This is a genomic window from Actinoallomurus bryophytorum (assembly GCF_006716425.1).
In the GTDB taxonomy this organism is placed as follows: Bacteria; Actinomycetota; Actinomycetes; order Streptosporangiales; family Streptosporangiaceae; genus Actinoallomurus; species Actinoallomurus bryophytorum.
On record NZ_VFOZ01000001.1, the window covers coordinates 4830558 to 4856212 of the forward strand.

The 25655-nt window shown below is 71.8% G+C and carries 32 protein-coding genes and 1 pseudogene; 14 read left to right on the forward strand and 19 right to left on the reverse strand.

Going from position 1 to position 25655, the window contains the following annotated elements; genetic code table 11:
• Positions 1-38 precede the first annotated feature (38 nt).
• Positions 39-989: a hypothetical protein gene (locus FB559_RS22905; RefSeq protein ID WP_221640138.1), complete on the reverse strand. Its 951-nt coding sequence runs from the start codon at positions 987-989 to the stop codon at positions 39-41.
• A 10-nt stretch (positions 990-999) separates the two neighbouring features.
• Between FB559_RS22905 and FB559_RS22910 the strand changes: the two genes are divergently transcribed.
• Both FB559_RS22910 and FB559_RS22915 read left to right on the forward strand, forming a co-directional pair.
• A complete protein-coding gene (locus FB559_RS22910) occupies positions 1000-1227 on the forward strand; it encodes a hypothetical protein (protein WP_141957542.1) in 228 nt (75 codons plus the stop codon).
• 41 nt (positions 1228-1268) lie between these two features.
• Positions 1269-1760, forward strand: a complete 492-nt coding sequence (locus FB559_RS22915) for a DUF302 domain-containing protein (RefSeq protein ID WP_221640139.1) — start codon at positions 1269-1271, stop codon at positions 1758-1760.
• Here FB559_RS22915 and rpsD read toward each other — a convergent pair.
• Positions 1757-2365, reverse strand: a complete 609-nt coding sequence (gene rpsD / locus FB559_RS22920; protein WP_141957544.1) for a 30S ribosomal protein S4 — start codon at positions 2363-2365, stop codon at positions 1757-1759. The two genes, FB559_RS22915 and rpsD, sit on opposite strands and share 4 nt — an antisense overlap.
• A gap of 51 nt (positions 2366-2416) precedes the next feature.
• Here rpsD and FB559_RS22925 point away from each other — a divergent pair, with 51 nt between their 5' ends.
• Positions 2417-3181 (forward strand): DUF2470 domain-containing protein, encoded by a 765-nt coding sequence (locus tag FB559_RS22925; protein WP_141957545.1) that lies wholly within the window; start codon positions 2417-2419, stop codon positions 3179-3181.
• A 4-nt stretch (positions 3182-3185) separates the two neighbouring features.
• On the opposite strand, the gene FB559_RS22930 is transcribed toward FB559_RS22925, so the two are convergent.
• Positions 3186-3818 (reverse strand): class I SAM-dependent methyltransferase, encoded by a 633-nt coding sequence (locus tag FB559_RS22930; protein WP_141957546.1) that lies wholly within the window; start codon positions 3816-3818, stop codon positions 3186-3188.
• A gap of 344 nt (positions 3819-4162) precedes the next feature.
• Here FB559_RS22930 and FB559_RS46795 point away from each other — a divergent pair.
• Positions 4163-4594 (forward strand): annotated as a pseudogene (locus FB559_RS46795) (RibD family protein); the annotation flags it as partial.
• Between the two features lie 102 nt (positions 4595-4696).
• Here the strand turns inward: FB559_RS46795 and FB559_RS22940 are convergent.
• Genes FB559_RS22940 through FB559_RS22960 form a run of 5 tightly spaced genes read right to left on the reverse strand, consistent with a single transcriptional unit; the run spans position 4697 to position 8969 of the window.
• On the reverse strand, positions 4697-5683 hold the full coding sequence (locus FB559_RS22940) for a lysylphosphatidylglycerol synthase transmembrane domain-containing protein (protein WP_221640140.1): 987 nt from the start codon (positions 5681-5683) through the stop codon (positions 4697-4699).
• Between the two features lie 5 nt (positions 5684-5688).
• A complete protein-coding gene (locus FB559_RS22945; RefSeq protein WP_141957548.1) occupies positions 5689-6501 on the reverse strand; it encodes a class I SAM-dependent methyltransferase in 813 nt (270 codons plus the stop codon).
• Positions 6498-7571, reverse strand: a complete 1074-nt coding sequence (locus tag FB559_RS22950; protein WP_246121919.1) for a glycosyltransferase family 4 protein — start codon at positions 7569-7571, stop codon at positions 6498-6500. The genes FB559_RS22945 and FB559_RS22950 overlap by 4 nt, the downstream gene beginning before the upstream one ends.
• A complete protein-coding gene (locus tag FB559_RS22955; protein ID WP_141961868.1) occupies positions 7568-7966 on the reverse strand; it encodes a 6-pyruvoyl trahydropterin synthase family protein in 399 nt (132 codons plus the stop codon). The genes FB559_RS22950 and FB559_RS22955 overlap by 4 nt, the downstream gene beginning before the upstream one ends.
• 4 nt (positions 7967-7970) lie before the next feature.
• Positions 7971-8969, reverse strand: a complete 999-nt coding sequence (locus FB559_RS22960) for a zinc-dependent alcohol dehydrogenase (protein ID WP_141957549.1) — start codon at positions 8967-8969, stop codon at positions 7971-7973.
• Between the two features lie 106 nt (positions 8970-9075).
• On the opposite strand from FB559_RS22960, the gene FB559_RS22965 reads away from it, so the two are divergent.
• Positions 9076-9807, forward strand: a complete 732-nt coding sequence (locus tag FB559_RS22965; protein WP_246121921.1) for a CDP-alcohol phosphatidyltransferase family protein — start codon at positions 9076-9078, stop codon at positions 9805-9807.
• A gap of 91 nt (positions 9808-9898) precedes the next feature.
• Positions 9899-11128: a serine hydrolase domain-containing protein gene (locus tag FB559_RS22970; RefSeq protein WP_141957550.1), complete on the forward strand. Its 1230-nt coding sequence runs from the start codon at positions 9899-9901 to the stop codon at positions 11126-11128.
• Here FB559_RS22970 and FB559_RS22975 read toward each other — a convergent pair.
• From FB559_RS22975 to FB559_RS22990, 4 genes are all read right to left on the reverse strand, one after another.
• Positions 11118-11552 (reverse strand): hypothetical protein, encoded by a 435-nt coding sequence (locus tag FB559_RS22975; protein ID WP_141957551.1) that lies wholly within the window; start codon positions 11550-11552, stop codon positions 11118-11120. The genes FB559_RS22970 and FB559_RS22975 overlap by 11 nt on opposite strands.
• A 65-nt stretch (positions 11553-11617) precedes the next feature.
• On the reverse strand, positions 11618-11899 hold the full coding sequence (locus FB559_RS22980) for a DUF4235 domain-containing protein (protein WP_246121923.1): 282 nt from the start codon (positions 11897-11899) through the stop codon (positions 11618-11620).
• Positions 11896-12252, reverse strand: coding sequence for a DUF3618 domain-containing protein (locus FB559_RS22985; RefSeq protein WP_185792355.1), 357 nt, complete (start codon positions 12250-12252; stop codon positions 11896-11898). The genes FB559_RS22980 and FB559_RS22985 overlap by 4 nt, the downstream gene beginning before the upstream one ends.
• 32 nt (positions 12253-12284) lie before the next feature.
• On the reverse strand, positions 12285-12737 hold the full coding sequence (locus FB559_RS22990) for a phage holin family protein (protein WP_246121925.1): 453 nt from the start codon (positions 12735-12737) through the stop codon (positions 12285-12287).
• A 195-nt stretch (positions 12738-12932) separates the two neighbouring features.
• Here FB559_RS22990 and FB559_RS22995 point away from each other — a divergent pair, with 195 nt between their 5' ends.
• Together FB559_RS22995 and FB559_RS23000 are read left to right on the forward strand one after the other, a co-directional pair.
• Positions 12933-13547: a TetR/AcrR family transcriptional regulator gene (locus FB559_RS22995; protein ID WP_141957553.1), complete on the forward strand. Its 615-nt coding sequence runs from the start codon at positions 12933-12935 to the stop codon at positions 13545-13547.
• Entirely contained in the window at positions 13544-14929 is a 1386-nt protein-coding gene (locus tag FB559_RS23000; protein ID WP_246121927.1) for an MFS transporter, read from the forward strand. The genes FB559_RS22995 and FB559_RS23000 overlap by 4 nt, the downstream gene beginning before the upstream one ends.
• Before the next feature lie 3 nt (positions 14930-14932).
• On the opposite strand, the gene FB559_RS23005 is transcribed toward FB559_RS23000, so the two are convergent.
• A complete protein-coding gene (locus FB559_RS23005; protein WP_141957554.1) occupies positions 14933-16120 on the reverse strand; it encodes a hypothetical protein in 1188 nt (395 codons plus the stop codon).
• 231 nt (positions 16121-16351) lie between these two features.
• Here FB559_RS23005 and FB559_RS23010 point away from each other — a divergent pair, with 231 nt between their 5' ends.
• The gene (locus FB559_RS23010; protein WP_141957555.1) at positions 16352-17506 is read left to right on the forward strand and encodes a winged helix DNA-binding domain-containing protein; all 1155 of its coding nucleotides are present in this window, start codon (positions 16352-16354) and stop codon (positions 17504-17506) included.
• 11 nt (positions 17507-17517) lie between these two features.
• On the opposite strand, the gene FB559_RS23015 is transcribed toward FB559_RS23010, so the two are convergent.
• Positions 17518-17829, reverse strand: coding sequence for a nuclear transport factor 2 family protein (locus FB559_RS23015; RefSeq protein WP_141957556.1), 312 nt, complete (start codon positions 17827-17829; stop codon positions 17518-17520).
• 10 nt (positions 17830-17839) lie between these two features.
• The gene (locus FB559_RS23020) at positions 17840-18622 is read right to left on the reverse strand and encodes an SDR family oxidoreductase (RefSeq protein WP_141957557.1); all 783 of its coding nucleotides are present in this window, start codon (positions 18620-18622) and stop codon (positions 17840-17842) included.
• A gap of 102 nt (positions 18623-18724) precedes the next feature.
• On the opposite strand from FB559_RS23020, the gene FB559_RS23025 reads away from it, so the two are divergent.
• A complete protein-coding gene (locus FB559_RS23025) occupies positions 18725-19543 on the forward strand; it encodes a MerR family transcriptional regulator (RefSeq protein WP_141957558.1) in 819 nt (272 codons plus the stop codon).
• 67 nt (positions 19544-19610) lie between these two features.
• Here FB559_RS23025 and FB559_RS23030 read toward each other — a convergent pair whose 3' ends face one another.
• Entirely contained in the window at positions 19611-20459 is an 849-nt protein-coding gene (locus tag FB559_RS23030; protein WP_141957559.1) for a chitosanase, read from the reverse strand.
• A gap of 333 nt (positions 20460-20792) precedes the next feature.
• A complete protein-coding gene (locus FB559_RS23035) occupies positions 20793-21308 on the reverse strand; it encodes a mycothiol transferase (protein ID WP_141957560.1) in 516 nt (171 codons plus the stop codon).
• A 237-nt stretch (positions 21309-21545) separates the two neighbouring features.
• On the opposite strand from FB559_RS23035, the gene FB559_RS23040 reads away from it, so the two are divergent.
• Entirely contained in the window at positions 21546-22559 is a 1014-nt protein-coding gene (locus FB559_RS23040) for an SDR family oxidoreductase (RefSeq protein WP_141957561.1), read from the forward strand.
• Positions 22560-22564: 5 nt separating this feature from the next.
• Entirely contained in the window at positions 22565-22906 is a 342-nt protein-coding gene (locus tag FB559_RS23045; RefSeq protein ID WP_141957562.1) for a hypothetical protein, read from the forward strand.
• A gap of 81 nt (positions 22907-22987) precedes the next feature.
• Here the strand turns inward: FB559_RS23045 and FB559_RS23050 are convergent, their stop codons facing one another.
• On the reverse strand, positions 22988-23245 hold the full coding sequence (locus tag FB559_RS23050) for a DUF7218 family protein (protein ID WP_141957563.1): 258 nt from the start codon (positions 23243-23245) through the stop codon (positions 22988-22990).
• Between the two features lie 169 nt (positions 23246-23414).
• On the opposite strand from FB559_RS23050, the gene FB559_RS23055 reads away from it, so the two are divergent.
• A complete protein-coding gene (locus tag FB559_RS23055) occupies positions 23415-24182 on the forward strand; it encodes a SigB/SigF/SigG family RNA polymerase sigma factor (RefSeq protein ID WP_246121929.1) in 768 nt (255 codons plus the stop codon).
• Between the two features lie 6 nt (positions 24183-24188).
• Here FB559_RS23055 and FB559_RS23060 read toward each other — a convergent pair whose 3' ends face one another.
• Positions 24189-25214 carry a Ppx/GppA phosphatase family protein gene (locus tag FB559_RS23060; protein ID WP_141957565.1) on the reverse strand — a complete coding sequence of 342 codons (1026 nt, stop codon included), beginning with the start codon at positions 25212-25214 and terminating at the stop codon, positions 24189-24191.
• A gap of 253 nt (positions 25215-25467) precedes the next feature.
• Here FB559_RS23060 and FB559_RS23065 point away from each other — a divergent pair, with 253 nt between their 5' ends.
• Complete coding sequence (locus tag FB559_RS23065; RefSeq protein ID WP_141957566.1) at positions 25468-25638, forward strand: DUF5670 family protein; 171 nt, start codon at positions 25468-25470, stop codon at positions 25636-25638.
• Positions 25639-25655 lie beyond the last annotated feature (17 nt).

The following is a 25655-nucleotide window of genomic DNA, read 5'->3' on the forward strand; positions in this document are numbered from 1 at the left end:
CCAAGTCAGTGGCTTGATCACCTGGCCCGAGAGCCGTCCTACTGCTGGAAGTGGCCGGGGCCGAGGACCTGCCAGTCCGGCTTCGCCGGGTCCTCGATCGACCGGTAGGGGACGTCGAAGCTCAGCGCCTGCTTGGTCGAGCGTTTGATCGCCCAGAGGGTGGGCCGGTCTCCCGAGCGGTCCCAGGCGATGCCCTGGCCCTCGACGTTCGGCAACGTCACCGTGGCGGCCCATTCGAGGTCCGGACCCGCGGCCGGGACGTTCATGACGTACGCCTCGCCGAGGTCGTGCCCGGTGAGCCAGAGCCGCCCGTCGGGCCCCCACGAACCACCGGAGTTGCTCATCGGCTTGAACCGGTCGAGGATCTTCTTGGGAATGGTCCAGGACCCGACGACCTGGAAGTCGTCGTCCATTTTGACGATCTGGGTGTTGTAGGTCTGACCGTACGGCTGGGTCTGCCCGTCCGGCACCACGTCGTAGTTCGCGAAGCCGGCCCACCAGGCGCCGTCGTGCCGGTCGATCCAGGTCAGCGATCCGCGGTAGATGCCGAAGCCGTACGTGCGGATGTGCCGCATCGTCTTGGTGTCGTAGACCTCGATCGAGCTCTCCATCGGGGAGTCGTCGTAGTTGGAGTGCGCGGTGTACAGCTTCCCGTCGACGACGGCGGCGCTGTCCATGTGGATGATCGGCCCGTCGTCCGGGGAGACGAACTGGAGCAGCGGCCTGCCGGTCGCCCGGTCGTGCTTGGTGATGCTGCGGTTGTCAACGACGTAGAAGTACCTCTTGTCGACGGCGACGGCCTGGTTGGCGTCGAAGGTGTCGTAGGAGCGGGCGAGGGTGGCGGTGAGCACCGGCGGGTCGGCGACCGCCGCCCGCACGGCCTGGGGCGCGGTGCGTGCGGGCGGCGATGCGACGGCGGGCACGAGTCCCGTTCCCAGGGCGAGGGCCCCAGTGGCGAGTCCGGCGGCGATCGTGGTTCGGGCGAGCATCGAGTCCTCCATGAGGCTCGGAGAAAGCGTCGGGTTGCGTTACCGGGCCGATGACCGGCGCGGATGGCGCGAGGCGGCTGCCACGCGCAGCCTGTCGGCCGCGGCGTTCGGCCGCGCGAACGCGGCCCGACACCACGATGAACCGCCCGCGACGGGAGGCCATGCCCTCATCGATGAAGACGGGTATGACGATCTGTGCCGGGGGGATCCGGCGCCGAACCCGAACCTGGAGAGATGATGACGTTGCGGACTGAGCCGATACGGAGCAGTGTCCACGAGGTGAACCGCCTGGAAGTCGCGGTCGGCTCGGAGTTCGGCGACTTCCGTGGCCGCTACGAACGCGCGGTGCCCGAGCTCGACGCCGGACGGCTGGGCGAGCTCGTACGGTCCGGCGCCGAGTGGGACGCCGTCCTGCGGATGACCGACGAGAACGCTCCGTACGACTTCATCCGCTACTGGGACTTCGACGCCACCGCGCTCATGCGGCTCGCCGGGGACCGCTGGAGATGCGTCGAGTACCTGATGGGCAACCACACGATCGCGCAGCGGATGTACACCCGCAATCCGGCGGTCATGCTCTGTGCGCCGCTGCGTACGGCGATCTACGAGGACGGCGATGAGACGGTGTGGTTCGCCGTGGACCAGCCGAGCACGCATTTCCGCAGCTTCGGCGACCCCGGGATCACCGAGGTCGGGATCGAGCTGGACCGCAAGCTGGCGAGCCTGCTCGGGTACCTCGGCGTCCCGGTGCCGGACGTCCTGCGCGGCTAACGCGAGTAGTACTCCACGACGAGCTGCTCGTCGCAGGTGACCGGGATCTCCTCGCGCTCGGGGCGGCGCACGAGCTGCGCGACCAGTGTCGTGTGGTCGGCCCGCAGGTAGCCGGGGATGCGTTCCGGTGCGTGGGCGCCCGCGGCGGCCTCCACGAACGGCGGGCGGGTGCGGCTGCGCGCCGTGACGGTGATCACTGAGCCCGGCCGTACCCGGTAGGAGGGGATGTCGACGCGGGCACCGTCGACCAGGATGTGCCGATGTGAGACGAACTGCCGCGCCTGGTAGATCGTGCGGGCGAAGCCGGCGCGCAGGACGAGTGCGTCCAGGCGCGTCTCCAGGTCGGCGATCAGCGCCTCGCCGGTCTTGCCGGTGCCACGCGCCGAGCGGTCGAACGCGCGGCGCAGCTGCCTCTCGCTGACGTCGTACTGCGCGCGCAGCCGCTGCTTCTCCAGCAGGCGCGTCTTGTAGTCCGACAGCTGCTTGCGCCCGCGTCCGTGCACGCCCGGTGGGTACGGGCGGCGTTCGAAGTACTTCACGCACTTCGGCGTGAGGGGGATCCCCAGGGCGCGGGAGCGTTTGGCTTTCGGGCGGGACCGGTTCACGAATGTCCTTCCAGAGACTAAGGTTAGGCTTACCTTACTTAAGGAGGCCGGATGTCCGCCATCGATCCGCACCCCGAGGTTCCCGCCGATCTCCCGGCCGAGCCGACCGCCGCCGAGGTGGTCCGCTCCGTGCTCGCGGCGGCCAAGTCGCTGACCCTGACGACCGAGGGACACCGGGTCGAGCTGGTCGGACTGCACTCCGTCGAGGCACCGGACCGCCTGCTGGTTCGTGCCCCGGCCGGAAGTCACCTCGGCCACGAGGTCGCGCATGCGCCCGGTGGCGACGTGGCCGCCACGGTGGAGTTCACCGACGTGGCACCGGTCGCGGTCCCGGACCGGATCCGGGCCAAGGTCGTCCTGGGCGGCTGGCTCGCCGCGGCCGGCGAATCGGCCGGCGAACATTTCGGTACGGAGCCCGTGGCGCTGTGCTTCGAGGTCGCGCTCGTCGAGCTGGAACAGGGCGGCCGGATGGTCGACATCGACCTGGACGACCTGACCCGCGCCGAGCCGGACCCGCTCGCCGAGACCGAGGCGGAGATGCTCACCCACCTCGCCGGCGCCCACGGTGACGCGGTCGAGCTGCTGTCGCAGCTGGTCGACGTGCGGCTGCTGCAGGGCGTCACGCGCGTGGACCCGCTGCGGCTCGACCGCTACGGCGTCGTGCTCCGGCTCCAGCGGGCCGGCGGCAGCCGCGACGTACGCCTGCCCTTCCCCGCCCGCCTGCGAAATCCGGCCCACGCCGTGGTCCAGATCCAGACCCTCCTGGCCCGCGCGCGTACCTGCCCTCGCCGCCACCATCCCCGCACCCGCATGTGAATCCTCAGGCCTGGGCGGTCCCGAGGATGTGGGCGGCGGGGCCGAACCGCACCGGCCGGTGGTCGAACCGCTCGATCTGCGTGATCCGGAAGCCGGCGGTGCGGATCGCCGTGGCCAGGTCACGGTTGAGGTGACAGCCGCCCGCGGCGCGTGACCACAGGGGAGAGACGAGATCCTCGAGGCGGGCGAGGACCGGACGCTCCGAACGCACGTGCTCGAAGAAGAACAATCGCCCGCCGGGCCGGAGCACGCGACGGGCCTCCGCCAGGGCGTCGGCCGGGTCCGGGACCGAGCAGAGCACCAGGGAGAAGACGGCGGCGTCGAACGTCCGGTCCCCGGCCGGCAGGGCGCCGGCGTGCCCGGCCACGACGGTGACCGGCACCCGCGCGCTCTCCGCCGTACGCCGTGCCATGGCGCGGAGCCGGTCCTCGGGCTCGACGGCCAGTACCTCGGTCACGGCCGGGGGATAGTGGCGCAGGTTCAGGCCGTTGCCCGCGCCGATCTCGATGACGCGACCCTTCGCCGCGCCGAGCAGCCGGGCGCGGTGTCCGGCGGTACCCCGCGCGTCGGAGACACCGCTGATCCGTTCGTACGCTCGCGCGAACCGCGGGTGCTGGAAACGCTCGAGATCGGTCATCGCGCCTCCGAAGGCCGCATCCGGCCTCGACGGCCTGTAAGGCCCCAAACGGGGGAGAGTCATACACTACGCCCGTCCACCCGGGCTTCCGGGCAGCGACGAGAGGCGGCCAGATGAGAATCGACGGCGAGACCGGCCACGTACTCGGCGCCGCACAGGCATGGGAGCGGCTGCTCGGCGTACGGACCGAGCGGGACGCCGGGCAGGCCGGGCTCGTCCGCGGCAAGGACGGCACGTGGCGGTGGGAGCACGACGCCTCGCCCGAGGCCGAACACCTCGCCGAACTCTACGTTCCCCTGTGCCTGGGCGGTCCTCGTCACGTGTTCGCCCAGCTCGGCCAGAGCATGGACGGCTTCATCGCGACCCGTACCGGCGACGCGGTCTACGTCACGGGCGAGGAGGACCGTCTTCACCTGCACCGGCTCCGCGCACTCGCCGACGCGGTCGTCGTCGGCGCCGGGACCGCCATCGCCGACGACCCGCGGCTGACCGTACGCGCCTGCTCGGGCTCCAACCCGGTGCGTGTGCTGCTGGACCATCGCGGCCGCGTCCTGCGGCGGAGGCGGCTCTTCACCGACGGCTCCGCACCGACCTTGTGGATCCTGGCCGAGGGCCGGCGTACCGCCGAGCACGCCATCGACGGCGTCGAGGTCATCGAGGTCCCCGGCGGCGAGAACGGCTTCGAGCCGGGGCGCCTGCTGGACGTGCTCGCCGAGCGTGGCCTCGGCCGGGTCCTCATCGAGGGCGGCGGCGTCACCGTCTCGCGTTTCCTCCACGCCAAGGTCCTGCAGCGGCTGTACGTCACCATCGCGCCGGTGCTCGTGGGTGACGGCGTGCCCGGCCTGCGCTTTCCCGGCCCTGCCAGGATGAGCGAGGCGCTACGCGCACCGTCGCGGCGCTTCGTACTCGGTGAGGACCTTCTCTTCGAGCTGGACCTCCGGGCGGGCGAGGTTCCCGAAGATGAGTACTCCGGCACCGGGCAGGCCCGTGACGAAGGCGAGCACGCCGTACACCACGGCGACGGTGACCCCCTCGGCCGCTCCTAGCCCGGCTGCGGCGAACGCCCAGGCCGAGACGCCCTCCCGCGGTCCCCATCCGCCGATGTTGACCGGCAGCCCCATCGCGAAGAGCGCGAGCACGATCAGCGGCAGCAACTGCGAGACCGGCGCCGAGGAGCCCGCGACGCGCGCGGCGATCAGGAAGAGCGTGACGTGCCCGAGCAGCCCCGCCACCGACAGGGCCATGACGCCCGGCCACGTGTCGCGGGCGAGCAGGCCGCGGCGTACGTCGGTCAGGACAGGGGCGGCCACACGGCGCCAGACCGCGGTGTGCCGCCCCCAGCGGATCACCGCGACGACCGCCAGGACGAGCGCGCAAGCGACCGCGACCGGCACGGGCGCGACGAGATGCCGGCCCGCGGCCGCGACGATGGACGGCCGGGCCCACAGCACCGCGACCCCGGCCGCCGTGAGGACGACCTGCCCGCCGCTGCGTTCGATCGCCACCGCGCGTACGCCGCGCGCGACGTCACCGGAGCTCTGGCCGTGCCGGACCGCGCGGTGGACGTCGCCGAGCACGCCACCCGGCAGCACCGTGTTGAGGAACACCGCGCGGTAGCAGTCGGCGACGGCCGTTCGCAACGGCAGTCCCACGCCCAGGCGGCGCAGCACGAGACACCAGCGCGCGGCGCCGGCCACCGTGGTCACCAGGCCGATCACGAGCGCCGCGAGGACCGCCGGGGCGTCGATCACGCGCAGGCCGTTCAGGAACGCATCGGTGCCCAGCCGCCAGAGGAGCACCGCGAGGATGCCCGCGCCGATGAGAAGCCGCAGCCATGGCCAGACGGCCCGCGTCAGGGAGCGCACGTGGCTCACGCTGCCGGCAGCGCGAGGAGGTCGCGGTGCTGGACGACGACGCGCAGCTCACCCCCGGCACACGCCTCAAGGCGCCGGCGCCGGTAGTCCTCCGCCGGGACGGCCAGGTCCGGTCGCTCGGCGCACGCGGCGTCGACCCAGCCGGAGAGCCATTCTCGCGTCAGCGCGGACCGGTCCGCGCCGAGGCGCCACGGGCTGGCCTGTTCGCGAACCACCGCGCCATGACGTTCGAACGCCTCGGCCGCGACGGCGGGGGCGTCCGGGCCGAGCAGGCGGCGTCCGCCGGTGACGCGACGCTGGTGCGCGTTGAAGGCGGCGTGGATCTCGGCGTCGAGCGGGTCGGCCGGAGTGAGCTCGACCTCCCCGGCGACGGACAGGGTCAGCAGGGCGGGGATCCCGGCACACGCCGCGGCGAGCCGGTCCACCTCGACGGCCGTGAGCAGGTCCAGCAGCGCCGAGGCCGTCACGAGTGAGGTGCCGGCGAGGTCGTCCCCGCGGAGCCCGGTGATGTCGCGCCGCTCGGTCGCCACTGTGACGGCACGGCCGTCCACCACGCTCGCGGCGGCATGGGCGAGCAGCACCGGATCGCGGTCGTGCATGATCCAGTGCTGCGGGCCGGGCAGGAGGGGAGCCAGCCAGCGCGCCATCGACCCGGTGCCGCAGCCCAGATCACGGATGACCGCCCGCCCGACGTCACCCAGGTACGCGCGCAGCGGGGCGACCAGCGCGGTCGCACGGGCCGCGGCGTCGGCGCCCTCGCGCAGCGCCAGCCACTCCGGCGGGCAGTACGGCGCGGCGGCCATGCTCATGCGCCCGGCTCCCGCCGCAGACGTTCCAGCACGCCGCTCAGCGCCCGCGATGTCGTCTCCCACCCGTCCAGCTCCTCCCGCCGGCGACGTGCCGCGGCCCTGAACCGGTCGCGCGTCCCGGGCTCGCCGAGCCAGCGGCGCAGGGCCTCCGCGAGGGCCGATGGGTCTCCGGGAGGCAGCAGGACACCGGGCAGGTCACCGCCCGCGTCGCCCACGGTCTCCGGCACACCGCCCACGGCGGTCGCCATCACCGGTATCCCGCGTGCCAGCGCCTCCGTCACGACCATGCCGTACGTCTCGGCACGTGAGGCCAGCACCACGAGGTCGGCCCCGGCGTACGCCGACGCCAGCCGTTCGCCGGTCTGCGGCCCGATCAGCCGTACCCGTTCGTCGAGGCCGAGCCGGGCGATCCGCCGCCGCAACCGCGCGACGTAGGCCGGGGCACGGCTCAGCGCTCCGGCGCAGACGCAGTTCCAGGCCAGGTCGGTGATGGTCGCGAGGGCCTCCACCAGGACGTCCTGGGACTTGAGGGGGGTCACCGAGGCGACGCAGAGCAGCTGCGACGCGCCGTCGGTGCCGGGTGCCGTCGGCGCCGGGTCGGTACCCGGCGCGGCGACGTGGACCCGGCCTGCGTCGAGCCCGTGATGGGCGACGAGCCGGCGCGCGGACCACCGGCTGGTCGTCACGACCGCGCCGACGGCCGTCAGCGTCCGCCGTTCGCGCGCGTCCAGGTCGCCACCCGGCTCGGCCTCGTCGGCCAGGGGCATGTGCACCAGGACGGCCAGGCGCAGCCGGCGTGCCTGCGGGACGACGACCTCGGGGACGCCGCAGGCGACCAGCCCGTCCGCGATGACGAGCGAGCCGTCGGGCAGCGCGGCGAGCGACCGGGCGAGTTCTTCGCGTTCGGCGTCCCGGGGGCGCGGCCAGGCGCCCCGTACCGCGATCTCGTGCACGGGCCGGTCCACGGCCAGGCCCTGGCACACCCGGCGGTCATAGGTGTTGCCCCCGCTCGGCACGGCCGGGTCGTCGACGTCACCGGGCATGACGACGTGGACGGGGGCGCCGCTCACAAGGGGCGCTCGAAACCCGCGGACGCGACGTGCGACTCGTGCAGGGTGACCGCGATCTCGGCCACTCCGCGCGCTCCCTCGCCCAGGGCACCGGCGTGGATGCGCTCGGCGAGCCGGTCGGCGACGACCTTGGCCAGGAACTCCGTCGAGGTGTTGACGCCCTTGAAGTCGGGCTCGTCGTCGAGGTTGCGGTAGTTGAGCTCCCCGAGCAGGGCGCCGAGCTCCTCGGAGGCGCGTCCGATGTCGACGACGATGTTGTCGGCGTCGAGCTCGGCGCGGCGGAAGGTCGCGTCCACGACGAACGTCGCGCCGTGCAGGCGCTGCGCCGGGCCGAAGACCTCGCCGCGGAAGCTGTGGGCGACCATCACGTGGTCGCGAACGGTGACGCTGAACAACGGTTCACTCTCCTGGGTCGGCTTCTGCCGCGTCATACATGACACGGTGACAAAGCGCCGGAAGTTCACCGGCGGCGATACGTGGCATCACATCGGGCAGTTCCTCGAACGCGGACTCGCCCGTGATGAGTGCGTCGAAGGCGGGGTCGGCGAGCAGGTCGAGGGCCAGCGCGAGGCGGTCGGCGAAGTCACGCCGCGCACGCCGGGCCGGGTGGATCGCGCCGACCTGGCTGCCGCGCACGACGAGACGGCGCGAGTGGAAGAACTCGCCGAGCGGCAGGCTGACCCGCCGGTCGCCGTACCAGCTCAGCTCGATGACCGTGCCGTCCGGGGTGAGCAGCTCCAGCGACCGGGTCAGGCCCTCTTCCGTGGCGCTGGCGTGGAAGACCAGGTCGCGGCCCTCCGTGGCCTGCTCGGGCAGCGCGAAACCGACGCCGAGCGCGTCCGCGACGGCCGCTCGTGCGGGATTCGCGTCGACCAGCTGGACACGTACGCCGGGCATCCCGGCGAGGATCCTTGCCACGCAGCAGCCGACCATCCCGGCGCCGACGACGGAGACCCGGTCACCGATCAGCGGTGCCGCGTCCCACAGGGCGTTCACCGCCGTCTCGACGGTCCCCGCCAGCACCGCACGCTCCGGGGCGACTCCGTCCGGGAGAGGCGTCACCGCGGTGGCCGGCACCACGTAGCGGGTCTGGTGGGGGTACAGGCAGAAGACGGTGCGGCCCAGCAGCGCGGACGGCCCCTGTTCGACCACGCCCACGTTGAGGTAGCCGTACTTGACCGGCCCGGGAAAGTCGCCCTCCTGGAACGGCGCGCGCATCAGGTCGTACTGGCTCTCGGGCACGCCACCGCGGAAGACGAGGGTCTCGGTGCCCCGGCTCACCCCGGAGTACAGGCTGCGTACCAGCACCTCGTCCGGGCCGGGACCCGGCAGGGCCGTCGGCCGGATCTCGCCCTGGCCGGGAGCACGCAGCCAGAAGGCGCGCGCGGCGTACTCCATCGTGTTCTCCCCCGATAGTCGACTTCCAGGATCTTTAGGGCGTCCGGGCTGCCCAGGTACGATACGCGGCACTGGTTAACTCCATCTTTCTGCTCCGGGAGACCTGGTGGTCACACAAGATCTGCGGGTCCCGTTCGGCCGCGCACCGGCCGCAGGACTGGGCGCTCAGCTCACCCTGCTGATGCTTCTGTGGGCGGCGGGCGTCTGCCTCGGCTTCGCGGGATGGCTGGCGGGCACCGTGTACGCCGTGGTCATGTGGGCGGTCCTCCGGTCGGCGCTGCGCAGGTCGCGGACCCGGTCGTTCGGCCCGGCCAACGGTGTGACCCTGGCACGGGCGACACTCGTCGGCTGCGTGACGGCCATCGTGGCGCAGACGCTCATGGAGCGGGAGTCGGTCACCACGCTGATCGTCATCGCCGCGGCCGCCCTGGCCCTGGACGCGGTCGACGGTCACGTCGCGCGCCGCACGCGCACCGCGTCGCCGCTGGGAGCGCGCTTCGACATGGAGGTCGACGCGTTCCTGATCCTGGTGCTGAGCGTCTTCGTCGCGAACTCCTTCGGCGCGTGGGTGCTGTCGATCGGGGCTATGAGGTACGCGTTCGTGGCGGCGGGCTGGGCCGTGCCGTGGCTGCGCGCCTCGCTACCGGGCACCAGGGCGGGCAAGACCGTGGCCGCGATGCAGGGGATCGTGCTGGTCTTCGCCGCGGCGGACGTCGCGCCACGCCCGGTCGCCTACGTCGCCGTCGCGTCGGCGCTGGCCCTCCTGTGCTGGTCCTTCGGCCGTGACGTCGTGTGGCTCTGGCGGAACCGCCACGCCGAGGTCGTGCCGCCTCGCTGATCTCCGGCCGTGATGGCGGGGGACTGTCGTGTGACCCCAGATCGTGGAATGCTGTTCTAGAATTCCACGATCCGGCTGGGCGGAGGCGGCGATGGGTGAGCTGAAGGTCACGTGCGACCCGGCGGAGGTCGGCTTCGACGCCGGCCGGTTGCGCCGGATCGAGGCTCATTTCGCGCCCTACGTCGACGACGGACGGCTGCCGGGCTGGCTGGCGCTGGTCAGCCGCCGCGGCGAGATCGCGCACCTGTCCACGTACGGCTCGCGTGACCTCGCCTCCGGGGCCCCGGTCGAGACCGACACCCTGTTCCGGATCTACTCGATGTCCAAGCCGGTCACCTCGGTCGCGGCGATGATGCTGTACGAGGAGGGCGCGTTCGAGCTCACCGACCCGGTCAGCCGGTTCATCCCCTCCTTCGCCGACATGCGCGTCTACGAGCAGGGGATCGCGGCGAGTCCCATCACCCGCCCGGCGGCCGAGCCGGTGCGCGTCTGGCACCTCCTGACCCACACGGCCGGCCTGGTCTACGGCTTCCAGCACGTCAGCGTCGTCGACGAGATCTACCGGAACGCCGGCTTCGATCGCGGTACGCCGCGCGGCCTCGACCTCGCCGGGGTCGTCGACCGGCTGGCCGGGCTGCCGCTGCTCTTCGAGCCCGGCTCGCAGTGGAACTACTCCGTCGCCACCGACGTGCTGGGTCGGCTGGTCGAGGTCGTCTCCGGGCAGCCGCTGGACCGGTTCCTAGACGATCGGATCTTCGGCCCGCTGGGGATGACCGACACCGGCTTCTTCATCGACGAGGACCGCGCGGACCGGATGGCCTCGCTCTACACGCCGGGCCCGGACGGCCGTGCCGTGCCGGTCGACATGCGCGGCGCCGAGTTCCGCAAGCCCCGCGTCCTGCTCGGCGGGGCCGGGCTGATCTCCAGCGCGGCCGACTACCACCGGTTCACCCAGATGCTGCTGCGCGGCGGCGAGCTCGACGGCGTACGCCTGCTGAGCCCGCGCACCGTCGCGTACATGACCCGCAACCACCTGCCCGGCGACGCCGACCTGGAGGACTTCGGCCGGCCCGTGTTCGCCGAGGTCTCCTACGGTGGCGTCGGCTTCGGGCTCGGCTTCGCGGTCGTACAGGACCCGGCGAAGACCAAGACACTGAGTTCCGCGGGCGAGTTCAACTGGGGCGGCGCGGCGAGCACGGTCTTCTGGGTGGACCCGGCCGAGCAGGTGACCGCCGTCTTCCTCACCCAGCTTCTCCCGTCCAGCACGCATCCGATCCGTACGCGGCTGAGGCAGCTCGTCAACCAGGCGCTCATCGACTGACGCGCGGCTGCTCGCACCACCCGGGCGCGTGCGGGCAGAGGAAGTAGCCGGTGCCGGCGCGGAGCGGCGTACGTGAGGCGAACCGATAGGTGATGCCGGTCCCGCCACGCGCGAGCGTGACCAGGTACGGCGTGGAGTAGGCCCAGCCGCCGTCGTAACCGGTGAAGACGTCGTTCGCCCCGGCCTTGTAGCCGTCGTCGAACGCCGCCTTGGCGCCGTCGCGTACGCCCGGTGCCAGCGCGCCGACCTCCTGGGATTCGCGGCCCTCCCGCATTCCCTGGGCACGGCCCGCGTCGAGCCCGCGCGCGTACTCGGCCTTCGGGTCCGGGTGCCGCCCGGCGCTCGCGCGTCCCAGGGTGTAGAGGCCCGCGGCCACGCCGAGGCCGAGCAGGCAGGCCAGCACCCGCACCGTTGTTCTTCTCATCGCACCGCTCCGAGCCTCGGACATATCGCGTATGTCAGGCTCTCACGCGGGCGGCGCGGGATACCTCAGTCGTCCTCGCCGTCGTCCGGTTCGCTCTGGCGGTGGACGAGGTAGCCGTGGTTGAGGGCGGCCTTCACCGCACCGGCGATGGCGCCCTGCAACGTAGCGGCGATCATCACCTCGGCCCATCCCCGGTCCAGGTCGCCGGCGTCGGGCGTGTCCTCCTGCCCGGCGACCAGCTTCCAGGTGCGTTTGAAGATCATTCCGGCGATCAGGCCACCGGCCATGCCCAGTGCCGCCGACACCGGCCTGGAGATCGAGTCGGACTTGCTCGAGCTCTTGCTCACGGTCGTCTCCCGCCCATCCGCCACATCCACAGCCCGGCCGCGACGCACGCTCCGGCCGCGGCGTACAGGACGGCGGGCCGCTCGGTCACGGTGCGGCGGGCCGGCTCGGGAATGACCCGCCCCGCCTTGCTCACCTGGTCGCGCACGCCCGGCGCCCGGTCGCGCGCCGTACGGGTCAGCGTGCTGAACTTCCCGCCGATCTGCCCGCGCACCTGGGCGGTCTTGCCGCGGACGCGCGAGGCCACGTCGGCCTTTGCCGCCAGCGCCTCCACCGTCTCCGCGAGGTCGTGGCGAGTCTGCTCGATCCCCGCGATGAGCTGCTCCCGGTCATCCTTCGCGTCGGATGCCGTCACCTGGCGATCCCCGCCGGGCGTGTCCTGCGCCATCATCGATGCCTCTCACTGAGATGGTCCCTGATCTCGTGAACGTCGGTCTTCACCGAGGCGGCGGCCTGCTCGGGCATGGGCGGCACCGCGCGGCGCAACTGCTTGCGTCCGGTCAGGGCCAGTATCCCGGCGATGACCAGCAGCGCCACGCCGATGACGAGCGCCGCGAGCCAGACCGGCCACACGAGCGAAAGGGCCGCGACCGCGGCGGCGAGGAGTACCGCTCCGCCGTAGACGGCGAAGACTCCGGCGCCGCCGAACAGCCCGGTGCCGAGTCCGAAGTGCTTGCCCTTGTCGACGAGCTCGGTCTTGGCGAGGTTGAGTTCCTGACGGACGAGATCACTGATCTGGCGGCTCGCCTGCGCGACGAGCTCACCGGTCGAGGCGCCGTCCGTGGATGATCCATCGTGGGCCACCGCCTGGTACGGACGGGTGTTCGCGGGCTCGCTCACCGCGCCTCCTTCCCCTGCGTTCGTGGTCGGGCCGTTGTTGCCGCCGGTACCCGGCAAGAACGCCCCTAACCCAGCACGTACCCCTTCTGGCCGGGCAGGAGCCCTCCACCGGTCCCGACTTGCCCCAGACGATCACGCGGCGCCTGGCCGCCCGCGCGGTAGACACTGTCTACGTGCGGGTGGTAGACAGTGTCTATGGAAGCTGAGGGATCTCTCCACGACCGGCTCGTCGACGTCGGAGTGGACCTGGTGATGACCGAGGGATCCGCCGCGCTCGGCCTGCGTGAGATCGCCAGGCGGGCCGGCGTGTCGCACGGGGCGCCGCGCCGGTACTTTCCGACCCACCACGCCCTGCTCTCCGCGATCGCCCGCCGTGGCTTCGCGGATCTCGGGGCACGGTTCGCGGCGGCGACCCGCGACGTCTCCTCGCCGCGCGCCCAGCTGGAGGCCCTCGGACGGACCTACGTCGCGTACGCGCTGGAGTGCCGCGGCATGTTCGAGCTGATGTTCCGGCACGATCTGCTCGACAGCGAGAAGCACGCCTCGGACCGGCCGCGGCTGCGGGACTCGAGCCTGCCGCTTTTCGAGCTCCTCGTCGGGCTCGTCGCCCGATGCCGGCCGGAGCGGGCCGGCGCGGTCCCGCCGCCGGCCGTGACGGCCGCCGCGCTCTGGTCGAACCTGCACGGCATCGCCCAGCTGTGGGGATGGGGGAGCCTGCGACTCGCCCTGGGCGCGCCACCGGACGGTGACCGGCTCGACCTGCTGGTGGGGGCGGCCCTGGACGCTCACCTCGGCCCCACGGGCTCGTGACAGGGGCCGAGACCGTACGGCGACGCGTGGTGCTCCTGGTCAGCGTTGCCGGCGCCATGATCGTCGCGCTGGACGGCACGGTTCTGATCGTCGCGCAGCCCGGCATGCGCCGTGACCTCGGCGCTAGCGTGGCGCAGGTCCAGTGGACCAGCACCGGCTATCTGCTCGCCGTGGCCGCGCTCCTCGTCATCGCGGGACGGCTCGGCGACCGGTACGGGCACACGCGGCTGCTGCTCACCGGCGTGCTCGGGTTCGGCGCCGCCTCGGCCGGCATCGCTCTCGCGCCCGGCGTCGGCTGGGTGATCGGGCTGCGCGTCGTCCAGGGCGTGTTCGGCGCACTCCTCCAGCCGGCGACGCTCGCGCTCCTGAGGCTCGCCTACCCTGCGGGCCGGCTGGGTACGGCGGTCGCCATCCGGACCGGCGCGATCGGCGTGGCCGCGGCGGCCGGCCCGGTACTCGGGGGCGCGCTCGTCGCGCACCTGGGTTGGCGAGCCGTGTTCGTGGTCAACGTCCCGGTGGCGCTCGCGATCGCCGCGCTCACGTTCGCGGTGCGGTCTCCGGCGCCCCCACGTACCGAACCTCGGCGGATCGGCCTCACCGGCGCCGCACTGCTCGCGGCCGCGCTCGCGGTCCTGGTCCACACGGTCGTCGGCGTACCGTCGCGCGGGTGGACCGCCGCTCCGACACTGCTCGGGTCCGGGGCCGTCATCGGCCTCGCGGCAGCGCTCGTCCTGCGCGAACGCCGTACCGCGCATCCGATCGTGCCGCCGGTCGTGGCGCGCTCCGTACCGGTGATGGCGTCGATGGCGATCCTGCTGGTCACCACCTGCGGCATGTTCGGCGCGCTGTTCGTGGCCACGTTCTTCCTCCAGGACGTACTCCGGCTCGGCCCGTTCGCCGCCGGCCTGCGGGTGCTCCCGCTGACCGCGCTCATGGTCCTCGGCGCGCCCGTGGCCGGCGCCGCGCTACGCCGGTACGGCCCGCGCCGCACCGTGGTCGCGGGCATCCTCCTCGTCGTCCTCGGGATCGTGGGAATGTCCCGGCTCGGCCCGGCGTGGGCCGTCACCGGCGCGACCTTCGCCGTGCTCGGCGCCGGGTTCGCGACCGTGATGGTCACCACGACCGGGACCGTCGTCGGCGACGCGCCGCCCGGGTACGCCGGCGTCGTGGGCGGGCTGAAGCAGACCGCGATGAACATCGGCCCGGCCTTCGGCATCGCGGTCGCGGCCACCATGATGCCGCTGGGTATGGCCCCGGGGAGAGGGCCTGCCTTGGCGGTCCTGGCCGGACTCACCGCCCTGGGCCTGCTGCCGGCCGCACTCCTGCCGACCCGGCCGTCACCGGGCGCCCGCCGGAACACCGGTCGTCTTCGCGTCCCGTAGCCGTCAGGCGGCGGAGGAGGCGCGGGTCAGGGAGGACAGGTCCACGAATGCGCCCGGGGACCATCGGTTCATCTCGTCGGGCACGGCACTGGGATCGCCCAGGCACCGCTCCACGTCGAACGCGCGCATTCCCTCGCGGTCGAGGAGGCCGCAGCCGAACACCTCCCCGTTCCGGGCGATGACCAGGGGACCCAGCAGCGCGAAGGCGGACTCGGCCTGGGCCAGGCTGAGCAGGATCGAAAAGAACGGGTCGCGTGGGGTCGGCTTGCCGGACTCCTGGGCGGCGGACGTCACGGAATCCTGGAAGGTCCGGATCGCCGCGGCACAGTCCTGTTCGAAGGCACCGAGATCGCGCATCCCAACGTAGTAGCGCAGCGTATCCGCGGCGCCCCACTTGAGCCGTACCGTCGCTCCGCCGGCCTGCACGTACTCCTCGAACAGCAGCACGAGGACGTTCCGCAGTGTCGCGGACTCCACGCGGAGGGCGGCGCGGACCGTCACCTCGCCGGCCGTCGCCACACGTTCCTCCCGCATCTCCTTCACGCAGGTGAAGGCAGCACCGGCGATCCGCTCGACCGACTCCAGTGCCTGGGCCAGGGAACCGTCCTCGCGTGCGGTGCGTTCGAGATCGTCGAACCGCTGGCCCAGCCGGTCGCAGGAGCGCTCCACGACGCGGAGCCTGTTCTCCAGTGCGTCCAGGTTCAGCTGCTGTTTCGTCAGGCCGGCTGCCAGGGCGCCCTCGATCGACCTGCGCAGGACGTCGAGCCTGGACTCGTCGAACGGGGCGGGTATGGCCTTCCAGAGATCACCTAGCCTGGCCTCCCACCCGTCGATGTGGGCCGCGAGCCTGTCGGCCCGGTCGCGTGACCGCGTGTGTTCGTTCTCGAGATCTCTCAGCTGCTCCGGTACGGCCTCGACCGCCGACCGTAACGACGAGACGTCCTGCATGACCTCGTCGTGCCGCTGGTCCGCGACCATCTCGGCCGCGGCGAACTGGTCGTCGACCTCGCTCTTGGGAGCGAGCTCCCAGAGTCGCCGCTCGTGGTCCTGCAGCTCGCCCTCACGCTGTTCGAGCCGGTCCAGGAGCTCCGCGTTCCGCTCCGCCAGATCCCGGATGCGCCTCACGGCGAACAGCTCCAGGCCGCCCACGAGAACGCAGGCCAGAAATACGATGAGGATCAGTGCGGTCACGATGCTCACCTTGCGTCGTCCGGCTCGCCCCACTCGGCGCTCGTCGCCGCCATTGTCCGTCGCCACCCGCGAACGAACAAGGCCGTGCGCACCGCGCGGAAGCACCCGCGTTACGTGCCGGGTAATCGACCGGGCGACCCGGTCGCGGCGAATCCTGCCGCATGACGACCACGACCCCTCGAACGCCCGGTGAGGACGGAAAGTGACCTGAATTCGTCCTACCGTGCGGTCATGGGGATCGAATCCGTTCCGCGTCTCTCGTGGAGTGAGGTGTGCGCCCGGCGGCTGGCGCGTCATGGGCTGTCCGCGGCGCATGCCGGGCCCGCCGCCGCGGTGGCCGCCATGGCCGGCACTCACGCGCAGGTGCTGTCGGCCGCCGAGCTCGCGATCGGACTGCGCACCGCCGATGCCACGCGTGCCGACGTCCGTACGGCGCTCTGGGACGAGCACACCCTGGTCAAGACGTTCGGGCCGCGCGGCACCGTGCATGTCCTTCCCACCCGGGACCTGCCGATCTGGGTCGCCGCACTGTCGGCGGTGCCGGCCTCGCCGAGTCCGTTCCCCGAACACGTACGAATGACGGGGGAGCGGACCGCGCAGGTCATCGAGGCGATCGGTACGGCGCTGAGCGACGCCGAGCTGACCGTCGACGAGCTGGGCGAGGCCGTGGTCGAGGCCACCGGCCCCTGGGCGGGAGACCTGGTCATGCCCGCCTTCCAGACGATGTGGCCGCGCTGGCGCCAGGTCATGCACCTGGCCGGGACACGGGGCGTGCTGTGCTTCGGCCCCAACCGCGGCCGCAAGGTCACCTACACGAGCCCGCGCCGGTGGCTGCCCGGCTTCGAGCCGGCTCCCGAACGGCCCGCCCTGGCGCGGACGGTGCGGAGCTACCTGCACGCGTACGGCCCGGCCACGCCGCGCAGGTTCGCGCACTGGCTAGGCGCCCCGGCCCGCTGGGCGGACGATCTCTTCGACTCCCTCGCCGGCGAGCTCCAGCGGGTCGAGGTCGAGGGCCACTCCGCCTGGGTGGCCGCCGGCGACCTGGACGTGCCGCCCGAGCCGCCCCGGTGCGTACGGTTGCTGCCCTACTTCGACGGCTACGCGTACCGGGTCGGCAACCAGCCGCCCGAGCTGCTCTATCCCGGTCCCGCCGCCGATCGCGCCCTGCGCGGGAACTTCCAGGTCCTCGTGGTCGACGGCGCCGTCGCCGGGCTGTGGCACCAGCGGCGCTCGGGCCGCCACGTCGACATCACCGTCGAGCCCCTTGTACGCCTCACCGCGGCGCAGCACGACGAGCTCGGCCACCAGGCAGAACGCGTCGGCGAGATCCTCGAGGCCAGGGCGCGGCCGGCCATCGGCACGGTGACCGTGGGCGGTCACGCCTGACCCCGGCGATGTCACGGCCGGATGGTGAGGACCGAGATCCGTCCGTCCGCGGTGAACTCGAAGTGGAACGTCAGGCACACCGGGCTGCCCGGGAAGTCACCCGCGATGTCGACGCGCGCCGTCTCCCCGGCTCCGTCCGGCACGACGTCCTTGATGGCGTACTCCACCGGGGGCACCTCACCGCGCCACGCTCGGATGGCGTCGATGCCCCGGCGCTCCCGGCCCTCGTCCTCGACCAGCGCGTCCTCGGCGAACTGCGCGAAGTAGGGCGAAAGGTCGGAGGCGACCGCGAGGTCGAAGTAGCGCTGGATGAGCTCGTTCATGACATCTCCTTCAGATGGTGGGTACGGTGCCGCCGTCGATGACGTGCTCGGCACCGGTGATGGATTTCGCCCGGTCCGAGACCAGGAACGCGACCAGCTCCGCCACCTCGGCGGGCTCCGCCGGCCGGCCGATGGGGATGCCGCCGAGCGAGTCCATGACCCGCTGCAACGCCGCGTCCCGGCCGATGCCCTCGCCCCGCGCGATGCGGTCCACGAGGCCCTCCGCGCCCTCGGTCCGGATGAAGCCGGGAGCCACGGTGTTGACCCGCACGCCCTTCGGCCCGACCTCGTTCGCGAGTCCCTTGCTGTACGCCGTCAGTGCCGCCTTGGCCGCGGCATAGCCGAGCGTCGCCTCGAACAGGGGCATGCGGCGCTGGATCGAGGACACGTGCACGACCGCGCCCGACCCGGCCTCGATCATCCCGGGCAGCAGTCCGCGGTCCAGGCGTACGGCCGACAGCAGGTTGAGGTCGAGCTCCTCCTGCCACTGCTCGTCGCTCAGCCGGGCGAAGCCCCCGGCGCTCGCGTGGGAGCCGCCGACCGTGTTGACCAGGATGTCGAGCGTGCCGAACCGCTCACCCACCCGGTCGATCACGGCACGCGTGCCGTCGGCGGTGCTGACGTCGGCCGCCACGAACAGGTCCGGATCCGTAGGGCCGCCGGGCACCGTACGGGCCGTGGTCATGACGGTCGCCCCGGCCTCGGCCAGGCGCGCCGCGATGGCGGCGCCGGAGCCCTTGCTCCCCCCGGTCACGAGCGCGCGCCGCCCGGCGAGCGAGTCGCTGATGGTCATTTCGGTCCCTTTCGGCAGATGAGGCACCACCGTCAGGGCTCCCCCGGGGGGAGGGTCAACCGGCTTGACCCTCCCCCCGGGGGAGGGGCCAGAGTGTGAGGTATGCGCAAGGGCCTCACGATCGGTGACTTCTCCCAGATCACGCACCTCAGCGTGAAGACACTGCGTCGCTACCACGAGGCCGGGCTGCTCGAACCGGACGAGGTCGACCCGCACACCGGCTACCGCTACTACTCGACGGCGCAGGTGCCCGAGGCGCAGGTGATCCGCCGGTTCCGTGACCTCGGGATGCCCGTACGCGAGATCGGCGCGGTGCTCGCGACCGGCGACCCGGACGCCAGAAGCGCGCTCATAGCCGGTCATCTCGCGCGGCTGGAGGAGCAGCTCGACCAGACGAGGTCCGCGGTGACGTCGCTGCGCCGGCTGCTACGGCCGGCGCGGCCGCCGATCGAGGTCGAGCTGCGGGCGGCGCCGCCGATGACGGTCGCCGCGATCCGCTCGACCGTCGACCTCGGCGAGGTGCTCGGCTGGTACGACGGCGCGATGACCGAGCTCGAGCAGGTCCTGCGAGGGCTCCACCTGGAGCCCTCCGGGCCCGGTGGCGGACTGTACGACAACGCGCTGTTCACCGATGAGCGCGGTGAGGCGGTGGTGTTCGTCCCGGTGGCCGAGCCACCGGCGGCCGGCCGCGTCCACCCGTTCGTCGTCCCGGCGGCGGAGCTGGCCGTGACCGTGCACCGCGGGCCGCACGACGACATCGACATTTCTTACGGCGCCCTCGGCACGTACGTCGCCGAGCACGCGCTCGCGGTCGCCGGGCCCGTACGTGAGTACTACCTGGTCGGCCCCAGAGACACCGGCGACGCCGCCGCGTGGCGGACCGAGATCGGCTGGCCGGTCTTCCGCACCTCGGCCGGCTGAGACCGGGAGCGGGGACTACCCGGCGGTGGGTACGGGCCGGGAAGCCGTTACCCACCGCCGGAGTCTCCTACTTGCTGATCGTGTACGCGTCGCCGTAGACGTGCCAGCTCAGCGGTGGGGTGAAGTCGAGGTTTCCGTTGTTGAGGAATACCCGCTGCTCGGTGTCGACACGGCTGGTGTCGCTGTGCGCCTCTTCGCGTTTCATGGCGGCCTTCCGAGCGTCGAGGAACGCGTTCAGATAGGTCGTCTCATTGCCGCCCTGCGCCGGGGGCTTGGCCTTCGCGATGGCGGCCTTGCGGATTCCGCCGAAGCTGGAGGCGTCGTTTCCGGGGCCGTGCATGACAATGGCGTCGTAGTAGATGAATTGACCGAGCGCGCGCAGGCCGTCGCTCTTCGCCTGCTGGACCGCGGGGTTGAAGTACACCGAGTCGCGCTCGTTGTCCTGGGCCTGCTGGAACACCGTGTCCGTGGCGGCCTTGCGCCAGTCGGCGGGGAAGTTCGGGTCGAGCCCGGAGTGGGAGTCGGTGCCGTTCACCTTGCGCAGCGCGGGCAGGTACTTGGCGAGGACGTTGCCGGGCTCCGCGTCCGTGTACGCCTGGACGACCTCGAGCATGTCACCCGTACCGGAGCAGAACCCGATGATGCCGGCCGTGTAGCCGCGGCCGTCACCGATGTCCTCGATGTACTTGTACTGCGCCTTCCAGTCGAGCGAGGAGTTCTCGGCGCTGGACACCACCTGCATGGCGATGTCCTTCTCGTGGGGGTCGGTGAGGTCGACGGCCGCGGCCTTGGTGTTCGCGAGGAGCGACACGGAGGTGCCGGAGGTGTGCTGGTGGGAGCCGAACGCGATGGGGGCCGCTCCCACGGCGAGGGCGAGAACAGCGGGGATCGTCCACCGAACGGATTTCCGGGGCATTGAGAGTCACCGTTCCTGTCGGTCTGTGCAGGCGTGAACCGCGTGCGTACAACGCACGCGGTTACCGCAGACGGAATGAGTGGCGGCGGGGGGTGCGGAGGGTGTCGCCATTCGTTAGGTAAGTTTCCTAACGAGCTGGATGAAAACATGTCCTTGTCGAGCTGTCAACACTCGCGTGAAGGCAGACAGAATAGCGCCAGGCCGCTGACCTGGCGCTATTTCGATTCACTTGGAGATGTGTTCTGGTCGGCGACCTTAAGAGAGCCTTATGCCAGACCTAAGAAAGGTTGTTGGGTGCCGTCCTATTACCCGGCGCGCGTCGCCGGGGGAGCCTCAAGCGCCGGCGCGCCCGAGGATGACGCCACGGACGAACGCCGCCTGCCCGACGTGCTGGGTGTCGTCGTCGATGACGCTCACGAGCCGGACGCCCAGCGTCACCGGGGGGTTCCACGCGTGGTCCACGACGCGGTCGAGGTCGGCTTCGGTGAGGCCGCGGACGTAGTCGATGGTCCGCTCGTGCACCTCGTCGTAGTACCCGGTGAGCAGGTCCGCAGAGTCGACGCGTACCGCGGCGACGTGCTCGGAGTCGTGCCCGTACCCCGTGGAGGTGACGGGCAGCGGCAGCCCGAACCGGTCGCTCCACCCGCGCGCGGTCCAGATCTGCTCGGCCCCGGCGACCTCGGAGATGTGGTCGTCCTGCACGCGGGTGAGGTGCCAGATGAGCCACACGATGGAGTTCGCGTCGTCGACGCGGGCGCCGAGCTGCTCCGGGGTCAGCCCCTCGACGACGTCGTGCACGTTCTCGCGCACGCGGCCGAAGGCGTCGGTCAGCAGGTCCACCGTGTTCATCTCAGTCCCTTCCTCGCCCGGTGGCCGCGTCCTTGATCCGGTCGGCGGCCGCCGACATCGGTCCACTGGCCGCCAGGATGCCAGGCTCGGGCGTGCGGCGGAGGCGTGGGCCGCGCGCGTGTCTCCTCGTGCTTGGACTGGAGGCGCCGCGCTATGCCGGACGGCCTGCGGCGCATGACACCGGGGACCGCGGGTAGGCGCTCTCGTGTGACGAACGGCAATGATCAAGGGGAGTCCATGGGCACGGAGCGAGTCGTGGTGGTCACCGGCGCGAGTGGAGGCATCGGCCGGGCGACGGCCCGGCTGTTCGGTGCCCAGGGGGCGAAGGTCGCCCTGCTGGCGCGCGGGGAGGCCGGGCTGAACGCCGCCGCCGACGAGGTACGCGCGGCCGGCGGCGAGGCGCTGTCGATCCCCACCGACATGGCCGACTACGAGCAGGTACGCGCCGCCGCCGAGCGTACGGAGGCCGTGCTGGGCCCGATCGACGTGTGGGTCAACGTCGCGTTCAGCTCGGTGTTCTCCGAGTTCGTGGACATCGAGCCCGCGGAGTTCAAGCGGACCACCGAGGTGACCTACCTCGGCTTCGTCTACGGCACCAGGGTGGCGCTGGACCGCATGCTGCCGCGCGACCACGGCACCATCGTGCAGACCGGGTCGGCCCTGGCCAAGCGCGGCATCCCGCTGCAGTCGGCGTACTGCGGCGCGAAGCACGCCGTACAGGGCTTCCACGAGTCGCTGCGCACCGAACTGCTGCACCGGCACAGCAACGTACGGACGACGATCGTGCACATGCCCGCGGTCAACACCCCGCAGTTCGACTGGGTGGAGTCCCGCCTGCCCAACCACGCGCAGCCCGTACCCCCGATCTACCAGCCGGAGGTGGCCGCGCGCGCCCTGGTCTACGCCGCCGATCATCCGGGGCGCCGTGAGTACTGGGTCGGCGGCAGCACGGTCGCGACTCTTCTGGCCAACCGCGTCATCCCCGGCCTGCTGGACCGCTACCTCGCCCGCACCGGGTTCAAGTCGCAGCAGACCGACAGCCCGCGCGACCCGGACCAGCCGGCGAACCTCTGGGAGCCCGCGGACGGCAAGAACGGCCACGACTTCGGCGCCCACGGGAGGTTCGACGACCGCTCCCACTCGCGCAGCTACCAGCTGTGGGCCGCGGAGCACCGGGGCAGCCTGACCATGGCCGCCGGGGCGGCGCTGGGCCTGACCGGCCTGGGTCTCCTGCGCGGCCGTCTCCGGTGAACCTCATGCCGATGGCCCGCCTGGCCTGGGGCGGCGTGCTCACCGTGATGCCCGGCCGGGTGGTGGGGACTCTCACGGGCCGCCCGGCGACGCGGTCACAGGTAGGGGTGCTGCGCGTGCTCGGCACCCGCCATCTGCTCCAGGGCGGCCTCGAGCTGGCCCGCCCGACGCGCGGCGCCCTGCGAGCGGGTGCGGTCGTCGACCTGCTGCACGCGTCGACCTGTGCCGGTGCGGTCGCCCTCCTGCCCGGCTGGCGGCGTGTCGCGCTCGTCGACGGGACGGGCGCGGTGGCCTTCGCCACGGGCGGCCTGGCCCGCGCCCGCGGACGCCGTACGGATGGGGCCTGACGGGGCACGCCGCGACCTGCGGCACGGGACGCCGTCAGGCCGCGCCGCCGTTCCGGGAGGCGCGGCCCGAGGGGGAGCTCGTCAGTGGTGGCGCAGGGCCTTGACCAGCTGGGCCTTGGTCATCGTGGACCTGCCTCTGATCCCGATCTCGCGCGCCCGCTTGACCAGGTCCTCCTTGCTCCACTCGGAGTAGGGCGAGCTCTCGCCGCCCTTCCTGCCGACGGCGGAGCGTGAGCCGCCCGCCGCCGCGTTGGCGATCCGCGCGGACTTCTCCTTGCTTTCGCCCTGCTCGCGGAGCTTCTGGTAGGTCTTCTCGTCCTTGATCTGTGACCTGGGCACGATGTCTCCTTCGTCGCCGGAAGTCGATGAAGACGCACTACCCGACCGGGACGTCTCACACTCGGCGCCCGATACTCAGAGTAATTGCGACCGTACGCAGGGTGATATTGACTGCCGTTTGGCAACTGTTGCATGCTGACAATGCTTTACCCGCCCGAAGGATGTGCCCGTGCAACATGACCTTGACGACGGCCGAGCCGAGGAGCTGCTCAACGAGCTGTCCCGGCTGGAGCCGCAGGACCGGAGACGTGAGGAGATCCGCTCCGAGCTCGTCGTGATGCATGTCCCGCTCGCCCGCTACATCGCCGGCCGCTACGCGCGCCGCGGTGAGCCGCAGGAGGACATCGAGCAGGCCGCCATGCTGGGCCTGGTCAAGGCCATCAACCGCTTCGACCCCGAGGTCGGCCAGCGCTTCGTGGCGTACGCCGCCCCCACGATGACCGGCGAGGTGAAGCGGCACTTCCGTGACCGTACCTGGACCATGCGGATGCCGCGCCAGCTGCAGGAGCTCCGGCTCGCGCTGCGGGGCGCCCGCCAGGAGTTCCTGCGGGAGCACGGCCGGGCCCCGACGGTGGCGGAGGTGGCCCAGCTCCTCGGTGTCTCCGAGGAGGAGGCCATCGAGGTGATCGGCGCCTCCGACGCGTACCGTCCGGTGTCACTCGACTCCCCGGTGAGCGACGAGGACGGTGGCGAGACGCTCGGCGACCTGATCGGCGACGAGGACCCGGAGATCGAGCTGGTCGTCGATCGCAACGCCCTGCGCCCGATGATCGAGAAGCTGCCCGACCGGGAGCGCACGATCCTGCTGTACCGGTACTTCGGCAACAAGACGCAGACCGAGATCGCCGAGCTGATGGACATCTCCCAGATGCACGTCTCCCGCCTGATCAGCCGCAGCCTCGCCGACCTCAAGACGATGCTCCTCGAAGAGGAGTGAGTGACGCTACCGGGAAGAACCGGGGAACATCGCGGTCAGCAGGTCGCCGTGGCGGTGCGCGCCGAACGACCTCTGGACGAGTCCGCTGAGGTCGTCGGCCACCGGAGCCGGCATCGCGCGCATCCGGCGGGCCGCGATGCCCTCGCGCAGCGCCCAGGGGCACACCTCCACGGTCTCGAGGCGAAGGGTCGTCATGAGGGCCTCGGCGACGATCGCGCCGGCCAGGATCTGGTGGGCACGTGACCTCGAGACGCCCTTCAGCCTCGCCCGGTGCCGGTCGTCGGCCTTGGCGAGCACCGGGATCTGGGCGCGCAGCAGGTCGCGGCGCAGTGTGCGGGCCACGTATGGACCGGCATTGGTCCGCGGTGCGCCGGTCAGCCGGGCGAGCTGCTTGAAGGTCTTCGAGGTGGCGGCCACCCGGCGCGGGGCCGGCAGGGCGCGGACCTCGCCGCAGACGGTGGCCAGGCGTTCGTAGACGTGACGGCGTAACCGGCGCACGTCCTTGCCGCGCGGAGGGTCCCCGGGAAGGTGGTCGCGGGTCAGCCGCCCGGCGCCCAGCGGCAGCGAAAGGGCCAGCGCGGGTTCTTCGCCGTCGCCGTAGGCGATCTCCATCGAGCCGCCGCCGATGTCCAGCAGCAGCATCGGCCCCGCGGACCAGCCGTACCAGTCGCGCGCGGCCAGGAACGTCAGCCGCGCCTCGTCACGTCCCGACAGGTATCCAAGCCGTACGCCCGTCTCGACCGCCACGCGAGCGAGGATCGGCTCGCGGTTCGCGGCGTCGCGGACCGTCGAGGTGGCGAACGCGATCAGCTCGTCGACCTGCTCGCCGTCGGCCGACCCGGCGGCCGCGGCGACGGCCGAGACCAGCCGGTCGACCGCCGGCGGACGGATCCGTCCGTCGGGATTGATGGCCTCGGCCAGCAGCGTCGGGTGCTTCACCGATGCGACGGGACGCGGAGGCTCGCCGGGTCGCAGGTCCACGATCTCCAGATGGGCGGAGTTCGAGCCGACGTCGAGTACACCGATTCGCATGGGGAGGCCGTACCCCCCGGGTGAGGCTTTGACGCGCAGGTCACCCGGTCACACGCGGCCGGTCACGGCCGCAGCGCGTCCCATTCGTCCGGTTGGCCGCGCTTGGGTATCGCACCTGGCTGCTGGAGGCGCCCCACGATCCGGCCGCCCCGCCGACCCTCTCGTACCGTCCGTCCCGGGTCGGAAAATCAGTGATCGACAAATGTGCATACAAGGCTTTACCGGGGGTACACGCGGGCCGGGAGGTTGAAAAATGATTCCTTTGGTACTCGTTCTGCTACTCGTGCTCATCCTGTTCGGTGCGGGGTTCGCCCTGAAGGCTCTGTGGTGGATCGCCATCATCCTGCTCGTGCTCTGGCTGCTCGGCTTCGTGTTCCGCGGCGCCGGCGCGTCCGGGAGCCGTGGCCGCTGGTATCGCTGGTGAGCTGAAACACCTTTGTC

Excerpts from the sequence above, each read along its gene's own strand:
- FB559_RS22905 (WP_221640138.1), bottom strand. The coding sequence starts at position 989 with ATGCTCGCCCGAACCACGATCGCCGCCGGACTCGCCACTGGGGCCCTC.
- FB559_RS22910 (WP_141957542.1), top strand. The coding sequence starts at position 1,000 with ATGAGGCTCGGAGAAAGCGTCGGGTTGCGTTACCGGGCCGATGACCGG.
- FB559_RS22925 (WP_141957545.1), top strand. The coding sequence starts at position 2,417 with ATGTCCGCCATCGATCCGCACCCCGAGGTTCCCGCCGATCTCCCGGCC.
- FB559_RS22930 (WP_141957546.1), bottom strand. The coding sequence starts at position 3,818 with ATGACCGATCTCGAGCGTTTCCAGCACCCGCGGTTCGCGCGAGCGTAC.
- FB559_RS22945 (WP_141957548.1), bottom strand. The coding sequence starts at position 6,501 with ATGAGCATGGCCGCCGCGCCGTACTGCCCGCCGGAGTGGCTGGCGCTG.
- FB559_RS22960 (WP_141957549.1), bottom strand. The coding sequence starts at position 8,969 with ATGGAGTACGCCGCGCGCGCCTTCTGGCTGCGTGCTCCCGGCCAGGGC.
- FB559_RS22970 (WP_141957550.1), top strand. The coding sequence starts at position 9,899 with ATGGGTGAGCTGAAGGTCACGTGCGACCCGGCGGAGGTCGGCTTCGAC.
- FB559_RS22975 (WP_141957551.1), bottom strand. The coding sequence starts at position 11,552 with ATGAGAAGAACAACGGTGCGGGTGCTGGCCTGCCTGCTCGGCCTCGGC.
- FB559_RS22995 (WP_141957553.1), top strand. The coding sequence starts at position 12,933 with ATGGAAGCTGAGGGATCTCTCCACGACCGGCTCGTCGACGTCGGAGTG.
- FB559_RS23010 (WP_141957555.1), top strand. The coding sequence starts at position 16,352 with ATGGGGATCGAATCCGTTCCGCGTCTCTCGTGGAGTGAGGTGTGCGCC.
- FB559_RS23015 (WP_141957556.1), bottom strand. The coding sequence starts at position 17,829 with ATGAACGAGCTCATCCAGCGCTACTTCGACCTCGCGGTCGCCTCCGAC.
- FB559_RS23020 (WP_141957557.1), bottom strand. The coding sequence starts at position 18,622 with ATGACCATCAGCGACTCGCTCGCCGGGCGGCGCGCGCTCGTGACCGGG.
- FB559_RS23025 (WP_141957558.1), top strand. The coding sequence starts at position 18,725 with ATGCGCAAGGGCCTCACGATCGGTGACTTCTCCCAGATCACGCACCTC.
- FB559_RS23030 (WP_141957559.1), bottom strand. The coding sequence starts at position 20,459 with ATGCCCCGGAAATCCGTTCGGTGGACGATCCCCGCTGTTCTCGCCCTC.
- FB559_RS23035 (WP_141957560.1), bottom strand. The coding sequence starts at position 21,308 with ATGAACACGGTGGACCTGCTGACCGACGCCTTCGGCCGCGTGCGCGAG.
- FB559_RS23040 (WP_141957561.1), top strand. The coding sequence starts at position 21,546 with ATGGGCACGGAGCGAGTCGTGGTGGTCACCGGCGCGAGTGGAGGCATC.
- FB559_RS23045 (WP_141957562.1), top strand. The coding sequence starts at position 22,565 with ATGCCGATGGCCCGCCTGGCCTGGGGCGGCGTGCTCACCGTGATGCCC.
- FB559_RS23060 (WP_141957565.1), bottom strand. The coding sequence starts at position 25,214 with ATGCGAATCGGTGTACTCGACGTCGGCTCGAACTCCGCCCATCTGGAG.
- FB559_RS23065 (WP_141957566.1), top strand. The coding sequence starts at position 25,468 with ATGATTCCTTTGGTACTCGTTCTGCTACTCGTGCTCATCCTGTTCGGT.